Origin of the sequence: Streptomyces sp. NPDC046909 (assembly GCF_040644695.1) — a bacterium.
Classification (GTDB): Bacteria; Actinomycetota; Actinomycetes; order Streptomycetales; family Streptomycetaceae; genus Streptomyces.
In genome coordinates this window covers 493,638-510,278 of the sequence record NZ_JBEYXC010000006.1, presented here as the reverse complement: position 1 = coordinate 510,278, position 16,641 = coordinate 493,638, and the positions used below count along the sequence as shown (strand labels likewise).

Sequence of the window (16,641 nt, the reverse complement as noted above, 5' to 3'; positions counted from 1 at the left end):
CTGTTGCGGAATGCTTTCGGGCACGCCGAATTCACCAGGGGCACCGGCGAACAGGCGCACGGGTGCGATGAATTCAGGCGGGGAAACGGGAAAGCGCGGCGGATCTCGGAGAGGTGATCAGGCCGCGGGGCAACAGGAGGCGCTGGAGACGCGTGCGAGGTCGACATGGCGTCGCCGCGTGAGGTCCAGTCGCATCTTCATGTCATCGATCGTGACAGTCGCCGGTCCGGGCCGTCAAGGTAAACCCGACCGGTCTCGTATCCCGGACCATTGAATTTCACGAAGGTGTGACAGGGAAACCCTTGAACGGGCCGGGAAATAGGCCGCATTCTTCCTGCCATGCGGACCGAACAGCTCGAATACATCGCCGCGGTGACCCGGCTCGGCTCGCTGCGCCGGGCCGCCGAGGAACTGCGCCTTTCACAGCCCGCGTTGAGCGAGACCGTGCGGAATCTGGAACGTGAGCTGGGCGTGGACCTCCTGGAGCGGAAACGCTCGGGCGCGACGATGAGCGCGGAGGGCCGGGAGCTGCTGCCGCACATCATCAATGTGCTGGACGCGGTGGACCGGCTCCGGGCGGCGGCGGGCGAGCAGCACCGGATCAGCCGGATGGTGCGGGTGGGCACGGTGAACGCGGCGACCGTGCCGCTGCTGATCCCGGCGGTGCGGGAGTTCCGTGCCACGCATCCGGTGACCCAGGTCGAGGTGGTCGGCGCCCAGCAGACCGACATCCACCGGGCGCTGTCCGAGGGCGGTTTCGATCTCGGCCTCGTCAACCATCTGGAGGGCGACGACGTCCCCGCCGAACTGGAGAGCACGGAGCTGCTGCGCGGCCGTCCCGTGGTGTGCCTGCGGCCGGACAGCCCGCTGGCCGCCCGTACCGCCCTGTCGGTGTCCGACCTCCTGGAGGCCCCGCTGATCGCGATGCGCTCGGGCTATGTCATGCACCGGTACGTCCACCGGCTGCTCGACGGGCGGGCGCCCTCGTTCTCGTACTCCACGGACGGCGCCGAGATGGGCAAGCTCATGGTCGCGGAGGGGCTCGGGGTGACGGTGCTGCCCGACTTCAGCGTGATCGACGATCCGCTGGTGCGGAGCGGTGCGCTCACTCACCGTCCCCTCACCGGCGACACGACCCGGGTGCTGCTGATGCTGCAACGCCGGCGGGCGGATCCGGTGCCGCGCGCGGTGCGGGACCTGCACGACGTGTTCGTGTCCCGGGCGCGGGACTTGAGCTCGGCCGAGCCGAGCTGAACCGAGCCGGGCTCGGCGGGCCCGGCCCGAAGGGCTACTCCTCGTCCTGCGACCGCACCACGACGAGGAAGGCGTCCGACTTCAGGTCCATGACGACCGTGGCCGGCTCCCCCTTCTCCCGCCGTTCGGCCGCGTACTCCTCCGCCGGCCACGATCCGCGCGGAGCTCCCGCAGGGAACCGCTCCAACACCTTCGCGCCCATAGCGGCAGGCACCTCCCTCGTCGACCACCGACCCGGTCTCCTTTCGCCTGCCCTCGATCGGCGCGGACATGTACCCACGGGCGCATCCAAGGGGCGGCTTCGGCCGGAAGCACGTCATTGACCTGCCTTCTCGTTCCGGGAGCCGCGCCATGACCGTCTCGGTCGTCCTGTTCAGCTGCGATCTGCGGCTGCACGACCATCCGCCCCTGCGGGCCGCCCTCGACCGCTCGGACGAGGTGGTCCCCCTCTTCGTGCGCGACCGGGGTGTCGACCGGGCCGGTTTCGCCGTGCCCAACCGGCTGGCCTTTCTCGCCGACTGCCTGCGGGACCTCGACGCGGGCCTGCGCGAGCGCGGCGGGCGGCTGGTGATCCGCTCCGGTGACGTGGTGGACGAGGTCTGCCGGGTGGCCGTCGAGACGGGCGCCGACGAGGTGCACATGGCGGCCGACGTCAGCCCCTACGCGCACCGGCGCGAGGAGCGGCTGCGCACCGCGCTGGCGGCAGCCGGGCGCCGCCTCCACGTGCACGACTCGGTGAGCACGGTGGTGCCGCCCGGCGCGCTGACCCCGGCCGGATCGGACCACTTCGCGGTCTTCACGCCGTACTTCCGCCACTGGTCGGGGCAGCGGGTGCGGGACGTCCTCGGCGCACCCCGTGTGCTGCGGGTGCCGGACGGCGTCGGGTCCGAGGAACCGCCCTGCCGCAAGGACCTGTCCGGGGTCTCGCCGGGCCTGGCCCCGGGCGGTGAGGCGGCGGGCCGAGCGCGTCTGTCGGCCTGGCTGCGCGACGGCCTCGCCGCCTACGAGGAACGTCACGACGACCTGGCCGGTGACGCCACGTCCCGGCTCTCGCCCCACCTCCACTTCGGCACCCTCTCCCCCGTCGAGCTCGTCCACCGGGCCCGGCGCACCGGGGGCGCCGAGGCGTTCGTACGGCAGCTCGCCTGGCGTGACTTCCACCGGCAGGTCCTGGCGGCGCGGCCCACCGCCTGCTCCTCCGACTACCGCACCCGGCACGACCGTTGGCGTACCGAGGCGGCGGCACGCGAGGACGCCGAGGCCTGGCGGGAGGGCCGCACCGGCTATCCGGTGATCGACGCGGCGATGCGCCAGCTGCGGCACGAGGGCTGGATGCACAACCGGGGCCGGCTGCTGACCGCGAGCTTCCTGACCAAGACGATGTACGTCGACTGGCGTGTCGGCGCCCGGCACTTCCTGGACCTGCTGGTCGACGGTGACCTCGCGAACAACCAGCTCAACTGGCAGTGGGCGGCCGGGACCGGGACCGACACCCGGCCCAACCGGGTCCTCAATCCGGTGGTCCAGGCGAAGCGGTACGACCCCGACGGGGCGTATGTCCGGCGCTGGGTACCCGAGTTGGCGGGTCTGGGGAGACCGGCGGTGCACGAGCCCTGGCGGCTGCGGGGACTTGAGCGTGCCGCGCTCGACTACCCGGATCCGGTCGTCGACCTCGCCGACGGACTCGCCCGGTTCAGGCGATCCCGCGGCTGAGCCAGCAGGTGGAGCGCCTGCGGCAGCCCTGGCGGTCGCGGCATGCCGTCGGGCGGAAAGGCCGACCAGCCGGGCCCGGCCAGCAGGACGAGAGGGCTGCGGCGCGCGCCCGTCACGCCCCACTCCATGCCGGCGACGTGACGGGCCAGCGGCAGGCTCGCGGTGGACCGCGCCTGGGCCCACAGGACGACAGCGGCGGGGCCCAGTCGTCGCACCGCCCCGGCGAGCGCCTCCGCGGGCACGTCGGCGCCGAACATGCGGGTGGGCACCCGGAGTTCACCCAGGGCGGCGTTGAGCGCCTCCAGCGCGAGGGTGTGCTGCTCACCGGGCACGCAGGCCAGGACGACGCCGTCTCCCGATGCGGGCGGCGGGGTGAACCGGCGCAGTGTCGTGGAGATCTGCCAGGACAGCAGGTGCTCCACCGCCACGTAACGGTCGCCGGACGCGGCCCACTTGCGTCCCACGGCGTGCAGGACCGGCACCATCACCTCCTGCCAGGCGAGGGTGAGGCCGTGGCGTTCGACGGCCGCGGTCAACAGCTCCTGCACCGCCGGTGCGTCCAGGCGTACGGCGGCGCGGGCGAGGCCGCGGCACTCCCGCCGTACGTCGCCGCCCAGCGGCAGGGTGCCCGCCGCGCGCGATGAACGGTCGGGCGGCTCCTCCGGTGCCTCGCCCGACCGCGCCGCGCGGGCCGCCTCGGCGGGAGGCACCCCGGCCGCCGTCAGCCGACACATCGCCTCGACCATCGCCACGTCACGGGGTGTCCAGCGGCGGTGGTGCCCGTCGGCGCGCACCGCGGGGCCGATGCCGTAGCGGCGGTCCCAGGAGCGCAGCGTGGTGGGTGACACCCCGAGCCTGCGGGCCAGGGCGCCGGTGGTCAGAGCCGTCGCCGCCATGAGGCCGACTATACGACGCACGATCGATGCGACTTGCCGCTGTCGAGGCCGCCCTCGGACGATGACTCCAAACCAAGGCGAGGAGCGGCCGTCATGAGTACCGGGGTCTCCGACGAGGAACTGGCGCGCGGTGTGGTCGCGGGCGACGACGACTGCCTGGCCGCCGCCTGTCACCGGTGGTCACCCCTGGTGCACACGCTGGCCCGGCGTTCCCTGGGGGACGCGGTGGAGGCCGAGGACGTCGTGCAGCAGGTGTTCCTCGGGGTGTGGCGCGGGCGCCGGGGTTACCGGCCCGAGCGCGGCACATTCGCGGGGTGGATCGTGGGCATCACCCGGCGCAAGGTCGCCGACGCCCTGTCCGCCCGCTCCCGGCGTCACGAACTGACGGCTCTCGTGCCCGCCGGTCCCGTCACGGACCGGGTCGAGACGGTCCTGGACCGTGTCCTCGTCCACCGTGCGCTGGCCGGGCTCCCCGCGCCGCAGCGGCACGTACTCGTCCTCGCCTACTACGAGGACCTGACACAGGCCCAGATCGCGGAGCGCACCGGGCTGCCGCTCGGCACGGTGAAGAGCCACACGCGGCGCGGCCTGGACCGGCTCCGCCAGTGCCTCAAACCCACTGACCTCTACACATAAAGGTGAAATAAGCGCAGAATGTATCTGCGCGGCGCTTACCGCACACCGCACAAGACGCGGTCAGGCCTGCGAGTCAAAGGAGACGCACCATGGCCAACGTCTCGCCCACCAGAGGTGACATCACCAGCCACCCTGATGTTTCCGAAATGCGGGTCCGTTACGCCCGCATGCTCGGCGGTCGCGATGTGGCGCTCGTGGACGGACCGGTGTTCCTGCTCGGTCTGTACTGCGCCGTATCCCCCTGGATACTCCACTACACGACGAGCCAGCCCGACCTCGTGCCCCACAACCTGATCGTGGGCATCGCGATCGGCCTGCTGGCCCTCGGCTTCACCCGGGCTCCGGAGCGCATGTACGGCCTCAGCTGGGCGTTCTGCGCGGTCGGCGTGTGGATGATCGTGTCGCCGTGGATCGTCGGCGACAGCCCGGACGCCGGGGTCGTCCTGAACAACGTCATCATCGGCGGCCTGGCCGTGATCCTGGGGCTGATGTGCACCGGTACCGCGGCGAAGAGCGCCCCCAGGGCCTAGGGACACCTGAACACCCGAGAGGAAGACAACCGGCCGGTCCGCGCCCCGCGGGCCGGCCGCCCGGTGTCACGGGACGAGCCACGGCTCCTGCGGCAGCGGGCTGCCGGTCTCCAGGAACGACTTGAGGTTGGACAGCACCGCCGCCCACCCGGAGGCCGCGGCGGCGCGCTCCGCGTCGTCCGCCAGCTCCTCGTGGGTCACCGTCAGGCGCACCGTGCTCCCAGCGGGACCCCTGCCGCCAGTCGGAGACATTGCTGTGCCCCCAGTAGGCGGCGGTCAGATCGGCGTCGGTGAGGGCGTCCCAGACCTTCTCCGGGGTGCTCTCGATGTAGGTGTGGTCAGCACGGTGCGACAGGGCGGCGGCGCGCGTCTCAGTCCAGAAAGGCGCCCAGCTCACGCCGGTGCCGGGCGACCCACTCGTACGCGTCCCGCACCTCCGCCACGGCCCCGCTCTCCCGCAGCCCGACCATGGCCGGCTCGCCCTGCTCGGCCCCGGCGTCGATGCCCCTCCAGCAGCGGTCCTGCCACCACAGGACCGTGTTCAGGAGCAGGTCCCCGTCGATGTCCGGCTCCCCGTAGGCGTCCCGGATCAGCCGGATCCGGTGGGCCGCCTCCCGCACATCGGTCACACCCGGCCCGAGGTCCAGGTACTGCCAGCACACATGGGCGAGGTCGTGGACGCGTTCCCCGGGGGCGGCGAGATCCCAGTCGACGAAGGCCAGGGGCCGCCACTCCCCGTCGTACACGGTGTTCTTCGGCGCCAGGTCGTTGTGGCAGACGACGTCCTGGTCACCGGCCGCGGGCGTGCCGTGGGTCAGGTCGTGGAACTCCCGCACCATCCGGGCCACGCCCACAAGCCCGGCATCGGCACGGGCCGCCGCACGCTCGGGCGCGCTGACGGCCGCCCGCCCCTCGACGTAGGAGAACACCTCCCGGCCCCGCTCGTCCGCCCCGAGGAAACGCGGCGCTCCCGGCCACCCCCGGTGCTCGAACAGGTTCAGCAACTCCCGTACGCAGGCGGATCGCGGCGACGGCGTACGACGTACCGTCGCGCCCACCCGGACCACGTCGTTGACGGCCCCGCCCGCCAGTGATGTCTCCTCCACGCGGACAAGTATCCGGGCGCCGGTGTCGGACCCCACCCGTTGGCACTCTTCACACAGAGTGCCAACGGGTGCGACAGGGTCAGCTGACGTTCAGCGCCGTGTCGTCGATGACGAACGACGTCTGGAGCGTGGAGCCTTCCGCGCCGGTGAACTTGAGGGTCACCGTCTGTCCCGCGTAGCTCGCCAGGCTGAAGCTGCGCTGGGTGTAGCCGCTGGCGGCGTTGAGGTTGGAGTAGGTGGCGAGGGTGGAGAGGACCGTGCCCGAGCTGTTGAGGACCTGCACCTTGAGGGTGTCGTAGGCGGTGCTGGTGGTCGTCTCCGCGGTGTCGACGTGCAGATAGAAGCTGAGCGTGGCAGTGGTGCAGGCGGACGGGATGGTCACCGACTGGGACAGGGTGTCGGTGTGGGAGGAGCCGTAGCCGTCCAGCCAGGCGTAGTACGAGCCCGAACGGGCGGACTGGCTGCTGGAGTTGGTGATGACTCCGCTGGTGGCGCTCCAGGTGGTGCTGCCCGACTCGAAGCCGTTGTTGCCGAGGAGCTGGGCCGCGGTGCAGGTGCCGCCCCCGCCGCCACCGCCACCGCCACTGCTGCTCCCGCCGGCCAGCCACTCGGTGGCGTTGAGGGCGAGGGCCGCGTTCGTGGCGCCGGAGTCGTTCCAGCCGTCGTAGAGGGTGTTGCCGGACTGGCCGGTGTCGTCGTCGATGGGCGAGCTGTCGCCCCAGAAGGCGACGCGGCCGCTGCCGAAGGTGCTGGTGGCGAAGAACGCGCCGGTGTTGCCGGAGTAACCGGTGCGGTAGAGCAGTCCCTTGACGGCCGAGTTGTCCGCGGGCTTGAGGGTCGCCGTCGTGCCGCTGGCGATGAGGCTCTTGGTGACGGTGCCGAAGGAGCCGTGCAGGACCGCGTTGGTGCTGTCGCTGATGGCCGACGGGTAGTCGGAGCTGATGCTGAGGGAGTCGATGGAGAAGCCGAACGGGTCGGTGGAGTCGACGCTGTTGTTCGTCATCAGGTCGTTGAGGATCTCGACCGCGTCCTCGCCGTCGTTGTTGCGGTCGGCGCCGGTGTGGTCGGAGATCATGAAGAGGCCGCCGCCGTTCTTCACGAAGTTCATGATCGCCGTCTTCTCGGCGGTCGTGAACAGCGTGTTGGGCTCCGGCAGGACCAGCGTGTCGAAGTTCGCGAGGTCCTGGGCGCCGGAACCGCCGTAGGTGAGGCTGCTGCCGGACGGGAGGGTCTTCAGGCTGTAGTCGCCGGTCTTCTGCAGGGCCACGCCCCACGAGGAGATGGCGCCGGTCCAGTCGGTCTCCGAGGAGGGTGAGGAGTCCTCGCCGAGCGGGTCGGGCTGGCTGGTGGAGATGATCCAGTCGGCGTTGCCGGCCGTCTCGGCGTGCGCGTTGTCGAAGAGGATGCGGTGCGGGGTGGCCGCCTCGGCGGGTGTGACGGTGGCCGCTGTCTGGACGGCGGCGCCCGTGATGAGCAGGCCGAGTACCGCGAGCGAGGTGGTGAGTCTGCGACGGGGTCTGGTGGGTCCGGGCATCCGGCGTACCTCCGTGGGGAGTCGGTGGCTACGCGCGTAGAAATTCGGATCCGCTCTGCGCGCGTAGAACTTCAGTGATACGAGAGCCGGGCGACGGTGGGTTGAACGGTACATGGCAATCCGGGATCTGAACAGGCATCACTTCGGACGGACTGTCCGTGCCTCCACCGGGCAACCGCACTACTGCGGGGGTCTTGAGAAGAGAGGCTGAGATGGAGATCTCGGGGATCATCAGCGCCATCGTGATCGGCATCGTCATCGGTGTGCTGGGCCGGCTCGTGGTCCCGGGCCGGCAGCGCATCGGGATCCTGCTGACGATCGTCGTCGGCATCGTGGCCGCGCTGCTCGGCTCGGCCATCGCCGCGGGCTTCGACGTGGCCGACACCAAGGGCATCGACTGGGTCGAGTGGCTCATCCAGATCGGCCTCGCCGCGCTCGGCGTCGCCGCGCTGGACCGGACGAGGGCGCGCCGCTGACCGAACGGGGGCGGACGCCATAGCCGGCGTCCGCCCGATTTCCGTTGCGGGAAGCCTGCGACGGTGGTTGGCTTCAGCGGTTCGCCGCCCGATCCGACCGCGACGGAGACATCTTGACCCCGCGTATCGTCCCGCTGACCGATCCCGAATCCGGCGCGTCGAGCCGCCGACTGGCCTGGCTGGCCTCGGCGTCCGACGGAGCACCCGTCGGGTCCGCCTTCCTGCGGCTGTTCACGAGGGAGGGGCAGGACCACCTCGCGGAGCTGGAGATCGCGGTCCACGGGACGGAGCGGCGGCGGGGCGTCGGCAGCCGGCTCCTGGACGCCGCCGTGACCGCGGCCCGCGCCGAGGGACGGCGGTCCGTCATCGCCCAGGCCGAACAGGGCTCCCCCGCCGACGCGTTCCTCGCCGCGCGGGGCTTTCGCCGGGTGCTGTCGCTGACGTACGCCAGGTTCGAGTTGACCGACGCGAAGGTCGCGGCGATCGAGGAACTGTCCTGCCCCGGCTACGAGTTGACCGAGTGGGACGGGACCGTGCCCGCCGAACTCGCCCGGTCGTACGCCGATTCACGGCGCGCCATGGACGACATGCCGATGGAGGGCACCGACTACGGCACGGTCGTCTGGGACGTGGAGCGTGTGGTCGCCGTGGCCGAGGCGGTCGCGAAGCGCGGGGATCTCCTGCACACCGTGGCCGCGGTGGACGCGGCGGACGGATCGGTCGTCGGCTTCTCCGAGCTGGTCGTACCGGGCGACGGCCGGGGCGACGGACAGCACTACGGAACGGCGGTGCTGCCCGAGCACCGGGGCCGTGGCCTCGCCCGCTGGATGAAGGCGGCGTCGATCCGCGGGGCCCGGCGACGGCACCCGGAACTCTCCGGGCTGCTCACCGACACCGCGGACAGCAACGCCGCCATGCTCGCCGTCAACGACACCCTGGGATATGTGCCCACGCACCGGTCGGCCGAGTACCAGCTAGACCTGTGAGGCACGCAGCGCGGCGAGACCGTCGCGGCTGGACGCGTACACCGGCGTCCAGCCGAGCTCCCGCTCCGCCTTCGCCGTGGAGACCCGCAGCGACGACGCCGTGACCACATGGGCGTACGACATCGGCCGCATCAGCCACAGCGGGACGGTCATCGGCTTCGGCAGGCCGAACTCCTCGGCCACGGCCACGACATGGGCCCGGAACCCGAGCGGGGTGCGGTCCGCGATGTTGTACGCCTGTCCCGGGCGCCCGCGTTCGACGGCGGCGACCATCGCGCGGGCCGCGTCGGTGAGCTCGATCCACGGCAGGACCCGGCCGTGATCGGCGGGGACGGGCAGTTGCCGCTTGCGGAGCATGGGCAGGAGGTTCTCGGTGCCGCCGGGTCCGTAGAAGGCGCCGTAGCGCAGGGCGATGCCCTCCAGCCCCTCGGCCTCGAAGGTCAGTCGCTCCTTGGTGCGCATGCCGTCGAGGTGCCGTTCGAGCTCCGGGTCGGTGCCGCGCGGGCCGAAGACGTCCTGGTCCTCGGTGAGTTCGTGCTCGCCGTGGTCGCCGTAGCCGTATCCGAAGACCATCGACTCGGAGACGAAGCGGCGGGCGCCGGTGGCCCGGGCGGCCTCGATGAGGTGGGCGGTGCCGTCGACGCGGAGCGCGTCGGTGGCGTGCATGTCGCGGTGGCGCATGGGCACCTTGCGCAGGGCGGTCGCGGCGTGGATCACCGTGTCGAAGTGGTGGCCGTCGACCGCGCGCAGCAGGGCGTCGCGGTCCATGAGGTCGGCCCGGACGCCGTTCTCACGGCTGCGGCCGAGCCCGGTGACCTTGTGGCCCGCTTCGGTGAGGGCCCGGGTGATGTGCCGGCCGAGGACTCCGCTCGCGCCGGCGAGGAGGATGCTCTGGTTCGTCGTCATGTCCTTGCGACGGATCGAGCGGCCGCGGATGTGACATCCCCGGGAGCGTGACTCACGTCACGGTGCGTAGAGGTACGGCGTCGTCGTGGTCACCGGCTCGAAGCCGAGGCGTTCCAGGATGGGGCGGCTGGTGGGCAGCGCGTCGACCTGGAGATAGCGGTAGCCGCGCTCCACGGCCTCGCGGGCGCGCAGGGCGACCAGCGCGCGGTAGATGCCGCGGCCGCGCCAGGCCTCGACGGTGCCGCCGCCCCACAGTCCGGCGAACCGGGTGCCCGGCACGAGCTCCATCCGGGCCGCGCTGACGGGGGTGTCCCCGGCCAGGGCGACGACGGCGACCACGGTCTCCGGGTCGGCGGTGAGCTGGGCGAGCAGCTGGTGCCGCAGCCGGGTGCTGTCGGTGCCGAAGGCCGCCTCGTGCACATCGGCCACGAGGTCGACGCCCGCCCGGTCGGTGACCGGCAGGACGCGGATGCCCTCGGGCGGCTCGGCGTCGAGGATCAGGTCGGCGACCTCGCCGATCATCAGGGTCTCCTCGGGCTGCGCGGTGAACCCGGCCGCCCTGAGCCGCTGCCCGAGGTCCACGGGCAGGTCGTGGCCGTAGAGCTTCCACTCGAACTCGCGGCCGAGCCCGGAGTAGTACGCGATCTGCTCGGCGATCGCCGCGTCGGCGCCGCCGGCGTCCAGATCGGACCAGACCACGCCGTTCCAGCCCTGCTCGGTGGAGACCTGGCGGACCACCTTGCCGACCCGCTCGATCCGGGACTCGGGGCTGTCCGGCTGGGCGCCTTCGCGCATGTCCCGGTCGTAGAGGGCGAGTACCGCGGCATGATCCATGCCTTCACTCCAGCACCAGGCGGACCGGGAGGCAACACCTTTACGGGCCATGACCACACCACTTCCACGCTCCGGACATAGGGTGCGTGTTCGAAGATCACGCCGCGAGGAGGGCCGTACGCCATGGTCGTGAAGGACACCGAGCTGCCGTTTCTGCGCCGCTGTGTGGAGCTGGCCGCCGAGGCGCTGGAGGCGGGGGACGAGCCGTTCGGTTCGGTGCTGGTGGGGGCGGACGGCGCGGTGCTCGCCGAGGACCACAACCGGGTGGCCTCCGGGGACCGCACCCGCCATCCCGAGTTCGAGCTGGCGCGCTGGTCCGCGGCGCATCTGACGCCCGAGGAGCGGGCGGCGGCGACGGTGTACACGTCGGGCGAGCACTGTCCGATGTGCGCGGCGGCCCACGCCTGGGTGGGCCTCGGAAGGATCGTGTACGTGGCCTCGTCCCGGCAACTGGCCGAGTGGCTCGGCGAGTTGGGGGTTCCCGCGCCTCCGGTGCGGACGCTGCCCGTGCACGAGGTGGCGCCCGGGGTGACCGTGGACGGGCCGGTGCCGGAGCTCGCCGGGGAGGTGCACGCGCTGCACCGGCGCTTCCACCGCGGGTAGCCCCCACGATCTCGGGATGCAGGGGTCCGGAGGCGGTGCCTACGATCGAAACGGATCCCGGACCAGGTGGACGGCCCGGTCTCCTCCACCGGGGGGAGGCGCTTGCCCTTGCTGCCGGCACGTCGGCTGATGGCGGCCCATCTCGCGCTGGTCGCCGTCGCCACCACTGTCTACATGACGGTCCCCCGCGCGCTCGCGCCGGTGTGGGCCGTCATCGGACTCGCCGGTGTCGGCGCCGTACTCATCGGTAGCCACGTCAACCGTCCCGCCCACCGCTGGCCCTGGTGGGTGCTGGCCGCCGGACTCCTGACGTTCATCGCGGGCGACACGTACTACAACGTCATGGAGGAGTACTTCCACGCCTCCAACCCGTTCCCCTCCCCCGCCGACGCCCTCTACCTCGCCACCTACCCGCTCTTCGCCGTCGGTCTGTCCGGCCTGGTCCGCTACCGCTGGGACGGCTACGACCTGCCCAGTCTGCTGGACGCGCTGATCTTCACCGGGGGTCTCGGACTGCCCGTGTGGGTCTATCTGGTGCAGCCGCTCAGCGAGCTGGAGGGCATGACCTGGCAGCAGCGGGCGATCAGCATCGCCTACCCGCTCGGCGACATCCTCGTCCTCGCCCTGCTGGCCCGCATGCTCACCTCCAGCACGGTGGACGGCCACAACCGGTCGGTCCAGCTGCTGGTCGTCGGCACGGTGACCCTGCTCGGCTTCGACATCGCCTACGGGATGCTGCAACTGCACGGGATGTGGCAGGCGGGCACCCTGCTCGACACCGGGTGGATCGTCTTCTACACGGCGTGGGGCCTGGCCGCCCTGCACCCCTCCATGGTCGAGCTGACCGACGCCGTGCCGCAGAAGGAGACGCTGCTGCCGAGGCCGCGCCGACTGGTGATGCTCACGGTGGCGACCCTCATCGCGCCGGGGATCCTGCTGTACGAGGGGGTGACCGGCGGGGCGCACCACGCCGCCGTGATCGCCGCCTTCTCGGGTGTGCTGTTCCTGCTGGTGATCCTGCGGCTCGCCGGGATGGTCGTGGCCCATCGCCGGGCCGTGGCGCGGGAGCACGTGCTGCGCCGGGCGAGCGCCTCGCTGGTGTCGGCCGTACGGCAGGAGGAGGTCGCCCGGTCGTGCGAGGCGGCGGTCGACACCCTGCTGGGCCCCGCGGTCCGGCACCGCACGCTGCTGCTCCCCGCCGACCGGGTCGCCGAGCTGGCCCCGGGCAGTGCCCGCATCGTGCCCGCCGACGAGCTGAGCCCCGACCTCGCCGCCCGGCTCGACGGCCAGCCCGCCGTCCTGGCCTGCCCGATGACCTCGCCCGACCGGCCGACGGCGCATGTCCCCGGTGTGCTGCTGGTCGCCGGGCCGCCCGAGCCGCTCGCCGAGACCCGGGGCTCGCTGGAGATCCTCGCCGCGCACGCGGGTCTGGCCATGGAGCGGGTGGTGCTGCGGCAGGAGGTGGTGGCGCGGGAGAGCGAGGCCTATTTCCGCACCCTGGTACGGAACACCTCCGACGTCATCCTGATCGTCGAGGACGACAACACCATCCGGTACGCCAGCCCGTCCGCCGCGTCCGTCTTCGGCTCCGCCGAGCTGACCGGGGCCTCGCTGCCGGAGCTGGTGGACCCCCGGGACCGGCACCGGGCGGCCCGGGAGCTGGCCGCTGTACGGGACAACGGGCCGCGCGCGACCCACGACCATTGGTGGGTGCGCCACCACGACGGGCGTGTCGAGGTCGAGGTGCGGTGCAGCGACTTCCGGGACGAGCGCACCGTGGCCGGTCTGGTGGTCACCCTGCGGGACGTGACCGAGCAGCGGCGCCTGGAGCACGAGCTGACCCAGCGGGCCTTCCACGACTCGCTGACCGGGCTGCCCAACCGCACGCTCCTCCTGGAGCGCATCGAGCGCGCCCTGCTGCGCGGCCGCCGCGAGTCCTCGCTGACCTGTCTGCTCTTCATCGACCTGGACGACTTCAAGCTGGTCAACGACACCCTCGGGCACTCGGCGGGCGACCATCTCCTGGTCGCGGTCGGCAGCCGTCTGTCGAAGGCGCTGCGGCGCACGGACACGGCGGCCCGCCTCGGCGGCGACGAGTTCGCCGTGCTGATGGAGGACGCGCGCGAGCCCCTGGACGCCGAGCTGCTGGCGGCCCAGGTGATCCAGACGCTGACCCGGCCGTTCGTCCTGGGCGAGGAGTCGGTGGCGGTGTCCGCGAGCGTGGGCGTGGCCACCGCGCGGGACAGCGTGGACGCGGAGGAGCTCCTCGGCCACGCGGACCTCGCCCTGTACGCGGCGAAAGCAGCCGGCAAGCGGCAGTGGCGGCGGTTCCGGCCGCTGCTGCACACGCGCATGGTGGAGCGGCACGATCTGCAGAGCCGGCTGGCCCAGGCGGTGGTCGGCAAGGAGTTCGCGCTGCGCTACCAGCCGGTCGTGGACATCACCGCGGGCGAGGTCGTCGGCTTCGAGGCGCTGCTGCGCTGGCCCTCCCCGCGCCGCCAGGTCTCCCCGGAGCAGTTCATCTCGCTGGCCGAGGAGACCGGGCAGATCGCCGTGCTGGGGTCGTGGGTGCTGGAGAACGCGGTCCAGGACATCGCGGGGCTCCAGCGGCTCCCCGCGGCCGGCGGCCCGCCGTACGTCAGTGTGAACGTCTCGGCCCGCCAGTTCCGTGACGGCGGGTTCGTCGACCAGGTCGGCGAGGCGCTCCGGACGCCGGGGCTCGCCCCCGGTTCGCTCCAGCTGGAGCTCACCGAGACGGTGCTGCTCCGCCACGACATGCAGATCCAGGGCGTGTTGCAGGCGCTCAAGGAGCTGGGCGTGCACATCGCGGTCGACGACTTCGGCACGGGCTTCTCCTCGCTGCGCTATCTGCGGGACTTCCCCATCGACGTACTGAAGATCGACAAGACGTTCATCGACGACATCACGCACGACCCCCAGCAGGTCGCGCTCGTCGAGGGCATCGTCCGTATCGCCGACACCCTCGGGATGCAGGTGATCGCCGAGGGGATCGAGGAACCCGGGCAGCGGGATCTGCTGGCGGGCATGGGGTGCCGGTTCGGGCAGGGCTTTCTGTTCGCCCGGCCGATGACGGTGGAGCAGAGCGAGCGGGTGCTGCGGGAACGCGACGGTGAGCGCATCGCCCCGGCCCGGCCGGAGCCCCCGCAGCGGGTCTCGCCGGTGCGCAGCGGCCCTGCGACGCGCTGCGCGGACCTGGAGCACCTGCGCCGGACGACCCTCATGAGCGACGCGGTCCTCGACGAGGTGCGGGGCCGGCACATCCGCAGCCGCGGCCACTGGCTGATCGACTTCGCGTCCTGCAACTACCTGGGTTTCGACTGGGATCCGGAGATCTCCGCCCGCATCGAGCCCGCCGTGCACCGCTGGGGCACGCACCCGAGCTGGTCGCGGCTGATCGGCAGTCCGCGGCTGTACCCCGAGATCGAGGAACGGGTCACCGAACTGCTGGGCGCGCCCGACACCTTGCTGCTGCCGACGCTCACCCTCATCCACTCCTCCGTGATCCCGGTACTCGCCGACGGCGGGCACGTCTTCGTCGAGGCGACCGCACACCGCACGGTGTACGACGGCTGCGTCGCCGCCCGCTCCCAGGGCGCCACCCTGCGCCGCTTCCACGCCGAACGCCCCGACGAGCTGGACGAGTTGCTGGCCTCGGCGGCCGGGAGCGGACCCCGCCTCGTCTGCCTGGACGGCGTCAACAGCATGAGCGGCAACATCGCCGACCTGCCCGCGCTGACGGCCGTGTGCCGCAGCCGGGGCGCGACCTTGTACATCGACGACGCGCACGGCTTCGGGGTGATCGGGCAGCGCGGACCCGAGGAGCCGTGCCCGTACGGCACGCGCGGCAACGGCGTGGTGCGGCACACGGGCGAGTCGTACGACGGGATCGTGCTCGCCGCCGGTTTCTCCAAGGCGTACTCGTCGCTGCTGGCGTTCCTCGCCCTGCCCACCGAGCTGAAGAACCGGCTCAAGACGGCGGCGGCGCCCTATCTGTACTCGGGTCCGTCACCGACCGCGTCCCTGGCGACCGCGCTGGCCGGGCTCGACGTCAACGAGCGCCGCGGGGACGGCATACGGGCCGAGCTGTGCCGCAAAACGCGGCGGGTGCTGGACCATCTCGACGACCTGGACGTACTCACCCTCAACACCGACGGGCTGCCCATCCTGGAGATCCCGCTCGCGGACGCGGCCGACCTGGACGCGGTCGCCGCGTTCCTGTGGGAGGAGGGCATCTATGTGACGCTCGCCGCCTATCCCCTCGTGCCGCGTGACCGGGTGGGTTTCCGGATCCAGATCACGGCGCTCAACTCGGACGAGGACATCGCCCGGCTCACCGCGACCCTGACCCGGCTGACCGCCCGCTTCCCGCTGCGGCCGAAAGCCGAGCGGCCATGACGACCCACAACGACGACGTCGACTGGGACCGCTGGCCGGTCGCCGACTACCTCGCGGAGAACTACCGCGATCTGCATCCCTCGGACGCGGCGGTCATCGCCCATCACTCGGCGTTCTACCGGCGGTTCGCGCCGGGGAGCATCGCACACTCGGTGGAGTTCGGCGCGGGTCCCAACCTCTACCCGCTGATCCTCGCGGCCGCCGCGAGCCGCCGGATCGACGCGGTCGAGGCGGGGGCGGGCAATGTCGCCTATCTGGAACGCCAGATCCTGTGCGGCCCGGATGCCAGCTGGCTGCCCTTCCACGCGCTGTGCCGACGGCTGAACCCCGCCCTGCCCGCGACCCTGGCCCGGTCGCTCGCGCAGGTGAACGTCGTCCACGGGGATGTGCGGGACCTCGAACCGGGCGGGTACGACCTGGCGTCCATGCACTTCGTCGCCGAGGGCGCCACCGAGGACCGGGCGGAGTTCACGGACTTCTGCCGGGCCTTCGTGCGGTGCGTGGCGCCGGGCGGGCATCTGGTCGCCGCGTTCATGGAGAACATGCCGACGTACCGCATCGGACCGGCGTCCCGGTGGCCCGGCTGTCCGGTGGACCCGGAGCTGGTCAGAACCGTGTTCGGGCCGCTGACAAGGGAGTTGGAGGTCACCCGCATCGACTCCGACCCGACCCTGCCGGACTACGGGGACTCGGGCATGGTCCTGCTCACGGCGGTGACCGAGGCACGGGTCGCGGCGGCGTGAGGACCCGG

16 protein-coding genes and 1 pseudogene are annotated in these 16,641 nt (G+C 71.9%); 9 read left to right on the top strand and 8 right to left on the bottom strand.

Features of this window, described 5'->3' with window-relative positions; translation table 11 throughout:
* Positions 1-117: 117 nt before the first annotated feature.
* Positions 118-195 carry a putative leader peptide gene (locus tag ABZ928_RS23040; RefSeq protein WP_353962852.1) on the bottom strand — a complete coding sequence of 26 codons (78 nt, stop codon included), beginning with the start codon at positions 193-195 and terminating at the stop codon, positions 118-120.
* Positions 196-339: 144 nt separating this feature from the next.
* Here ABZ928_RS23040 and ABZ928_RS23035 point away from each other — a divergent pair, with 144 nt between their 5' ends.
* A complete protein-coding gene (locus ABZ928_RS23035) occupies positions 340-1,254 on the top strand; it encodes a LysR family transcriptional regulator (RefSeq protein ID WP_361521926.1) in 915 nt (304 codons plus the stop codon).
* 34 nt (positions 1,255-1,288) lie between these two features.
* On the opposite strand, the gene ABZ928_RS23030 is transcribed toward ABZ928_RS23035, so the two are convergent.
* A complete protein-coding gene (locus tag ABZ928_RS23030; RefSeq protein WP_361521923.1) occupies positions 1,289-1,456 on the bottom strand; it encodes a hypothetical protein in 168 nt (55 codons plus the stop codon).
* Positions 1,457-1,605: 149 nt separating this feature from the next.
* On the opposite strand from ABZ928_RS23030, the gene ABZ928_RS23025 reads away from it, so the two are divergent.
* A complete protein-coding gene (locus ABZ928_RS23025) occupies positions 1,606-2,967 on the top strand; it encodes a deoxyribodipyrimidine photo-lyase (protein WP_361521920.1) in 1,362 nt (453 codons plus the stop codon).
* Here the strand turns inward: ABZ928_RS23025 and ABZ928_RS23020 are convergent.
* Positions 2,904-3,863, bottom strand: a complete 960-nt coding sequence (locus ABZ928_RS23020) for a MerR family transcriptional regulator (protein ID WP_361521917.1) — start codon at positions 3,861-3,863, stop codon at positions 2,904-2,906. The genes ABZ928_RS23025 and ABZ928_RS23020 overlap by 64 nt on opposite strands.
* Before the next feature lie 93 nt (positions 3,864-3,956).
* On the opposite strand from ABZ928_RS23020, the gene ABZ928_RS23015 reads away from it, so the two are divergent.
* Positions 3,957-4,499 carry a sigma-70 family RNA polymerase sigma factor gene (locus ABZ928_RS23015; RefSeq protein WP_361521914.1) on the top strand — a complete coding sequence of 181 codons (543 nt, stop codon included), beginning with the start codon at positions 3,957-3,959 and terminating at the stop codon, positions 4,497-4,499.
* 89 nt (positions 4,500-4,588) lie between these two features.
* A complete protein-coding gene (locus ABZ928_RS23010; protein ID WP_361521911.1) occupies positions 4,589-5,029 on the top strand; it encodes an SPW repeat protein in 441 nt (146 codons plus the stop codon).
* Between the two features lie 66 nt (positions 5,030-5,095).
* On the opposite strand, the pseudogene ABZ928_RS23005 reads toward ABZ928_RS23010, so the two are convergent.
* The 3 genes and pseudogenes from ABZ928_RS23005 to ABZ928_RS22995 all read right to left on the bottom strand — a co-directional run.
* Positions 5,096-5,363: pseudogene (locus ABZ928_RS23005) on the bottom strand (SRPBCC domain-containing protein); the annotation flags it as partial.
* Between the two features lie 37 nt (positions 5,364-5,400).
* Positions 5,401-6,135 carry a phosphotransferase gene (locus ABZ928_RS23000; RefSeq protein ID WP_361521908.1) on the bottom strand — a complete coding sequence of 245 codons (735 nt, stop codon included), beginning with the start codon at positions 6,133-6,135 and terminating at the stop codon, positions 5,401-5,403.
* A 79-nt stretch (positions 6,136-6,214) separates the two neighbouring features.
* A complete protein-coding gene (locus ABZ928_RS22995; RefSeq protein WP_361521905.1) occupies positions 6,215-7,669 on the bottom strand; it encodes a hydrolase in 1,455 nt (484 codons plus the stop codon).
* 212 nt (positions 7,670-7,881) lie between these two features.
* On the opposite strand from ABZ928_RS22995, the gene ABZ928_RS22990 reads away from it, so the two are divergent.
* Together ABZ928_RS22990 and ABZ928_RS22985 are read left to right on the top strand one after the other, a co-directional pair.
* The gene (locus tag ABZ928_RS22990; protein ID WP_361521902.1) at positions 7,882-8,145 is read left to right on the top strand and encodes a GlsB/YeaQ/YmgE family stress response membrane protein; all 264 of its coding nucleotides are present in this window, start codon (positions 7,882-7,884) and stop codon (positions 8,143-8,145) included.
* A gap of 113 nt (positions 8,146-8,258) precedes the next feature.
* Positions 8,259-9,131 carry a GNAT family N-acetyltransferase gene (locus tag ABZ928_RS22985; protein WP_361521899.1) on the top strand — a complete coding sequence of 291 codons (873 nt, stop codon included), beginning with the start codon at positions 8,259-8,261 and terminating at the stop codon, positions 9,129-9,131.
* Here the strand turns inward: ABZ928_RS22985 and ABZ928_RS22980 are convergent.
* Together ABZ928_RS22980 and ABZ928_RS22975 are read right to left on the bottom strand one after the other, a co-directional pair.
* A complete protein-coding gene (locus ABZ928_RS22980; RefSeq protein WP_361521896.1) occupies positions 9,120-10,037 on the bottom strand; it encodes an NAD(P)-dependent oxidoreductase in 918 nt (305 codons plus the stop codon). The two genes, ABZ928_RS22985 and ABZ928_RS22980, sit on opposite strands and share 12 nt — an antisense overlap.
* A 57-nt stretch (positions 10,038-10,094) precedes the next feature.
* Positions 10,095-10,871: a GNAT family N-acetyltransferase gene (locus tag ABZ928_RS22975; RefSeq protein ID WP_361521893.1), complete on the bottom strand. Its 777-nt coding sequence runs from the start codon at positions 10,869-10,871 to the stop codon at positions 10,095-10,097.
* A 123-nt stretch (positions 10,872-10,994) separates the two neighbouring features.
* Between ABZ928_RS22975 and ABZ928_RS22970 the strand changes: the two genes are divergently transcribed.
* From ABZ928_RS22970 to ABZ928_RS22960, 3 genes are all read left to right on the top strand, one after another.
* Complete coding sequence (locus ABZ928_RS22970) at positions 10,995-11,474, top strand: nucleoside deaminase (protein WP_361521890.1); 480 nt, start codon at positions 10,995-10,997, stop codon at positions 11,472-11,474.
* 129 nt (positions 11,475-11,603) lie between these two features.
* Positions 11,604-15,890, top strand: coding sequence for an aminotransferase class I/II-fold pyridoxal phosphate-dependent enzyme (locus ABZ928_RS22965; protein WP_361522262.1), 4,287 nt, complete (start codon positions 11,604-11,606; stop codon positions 15,888-15,890).
* Positions 15,887-16,633, top strand: coding sequence for a class I SAM-dependent methyltransferase (locus ABZ928_RS22960; RefSeq protein ID WP_361521887.1), 747 nt, complete (start codon positions 15,887-15,889; stop codon positions 16,631-16,633). Before ABZ928_RS22965 ends, ABZ928_RS22960 begins: the two co-directional genes overlap by 4 nt.
* The last annotated feature ends 8 nt before the right edge of the window (positions 16,634-16,641 follow it).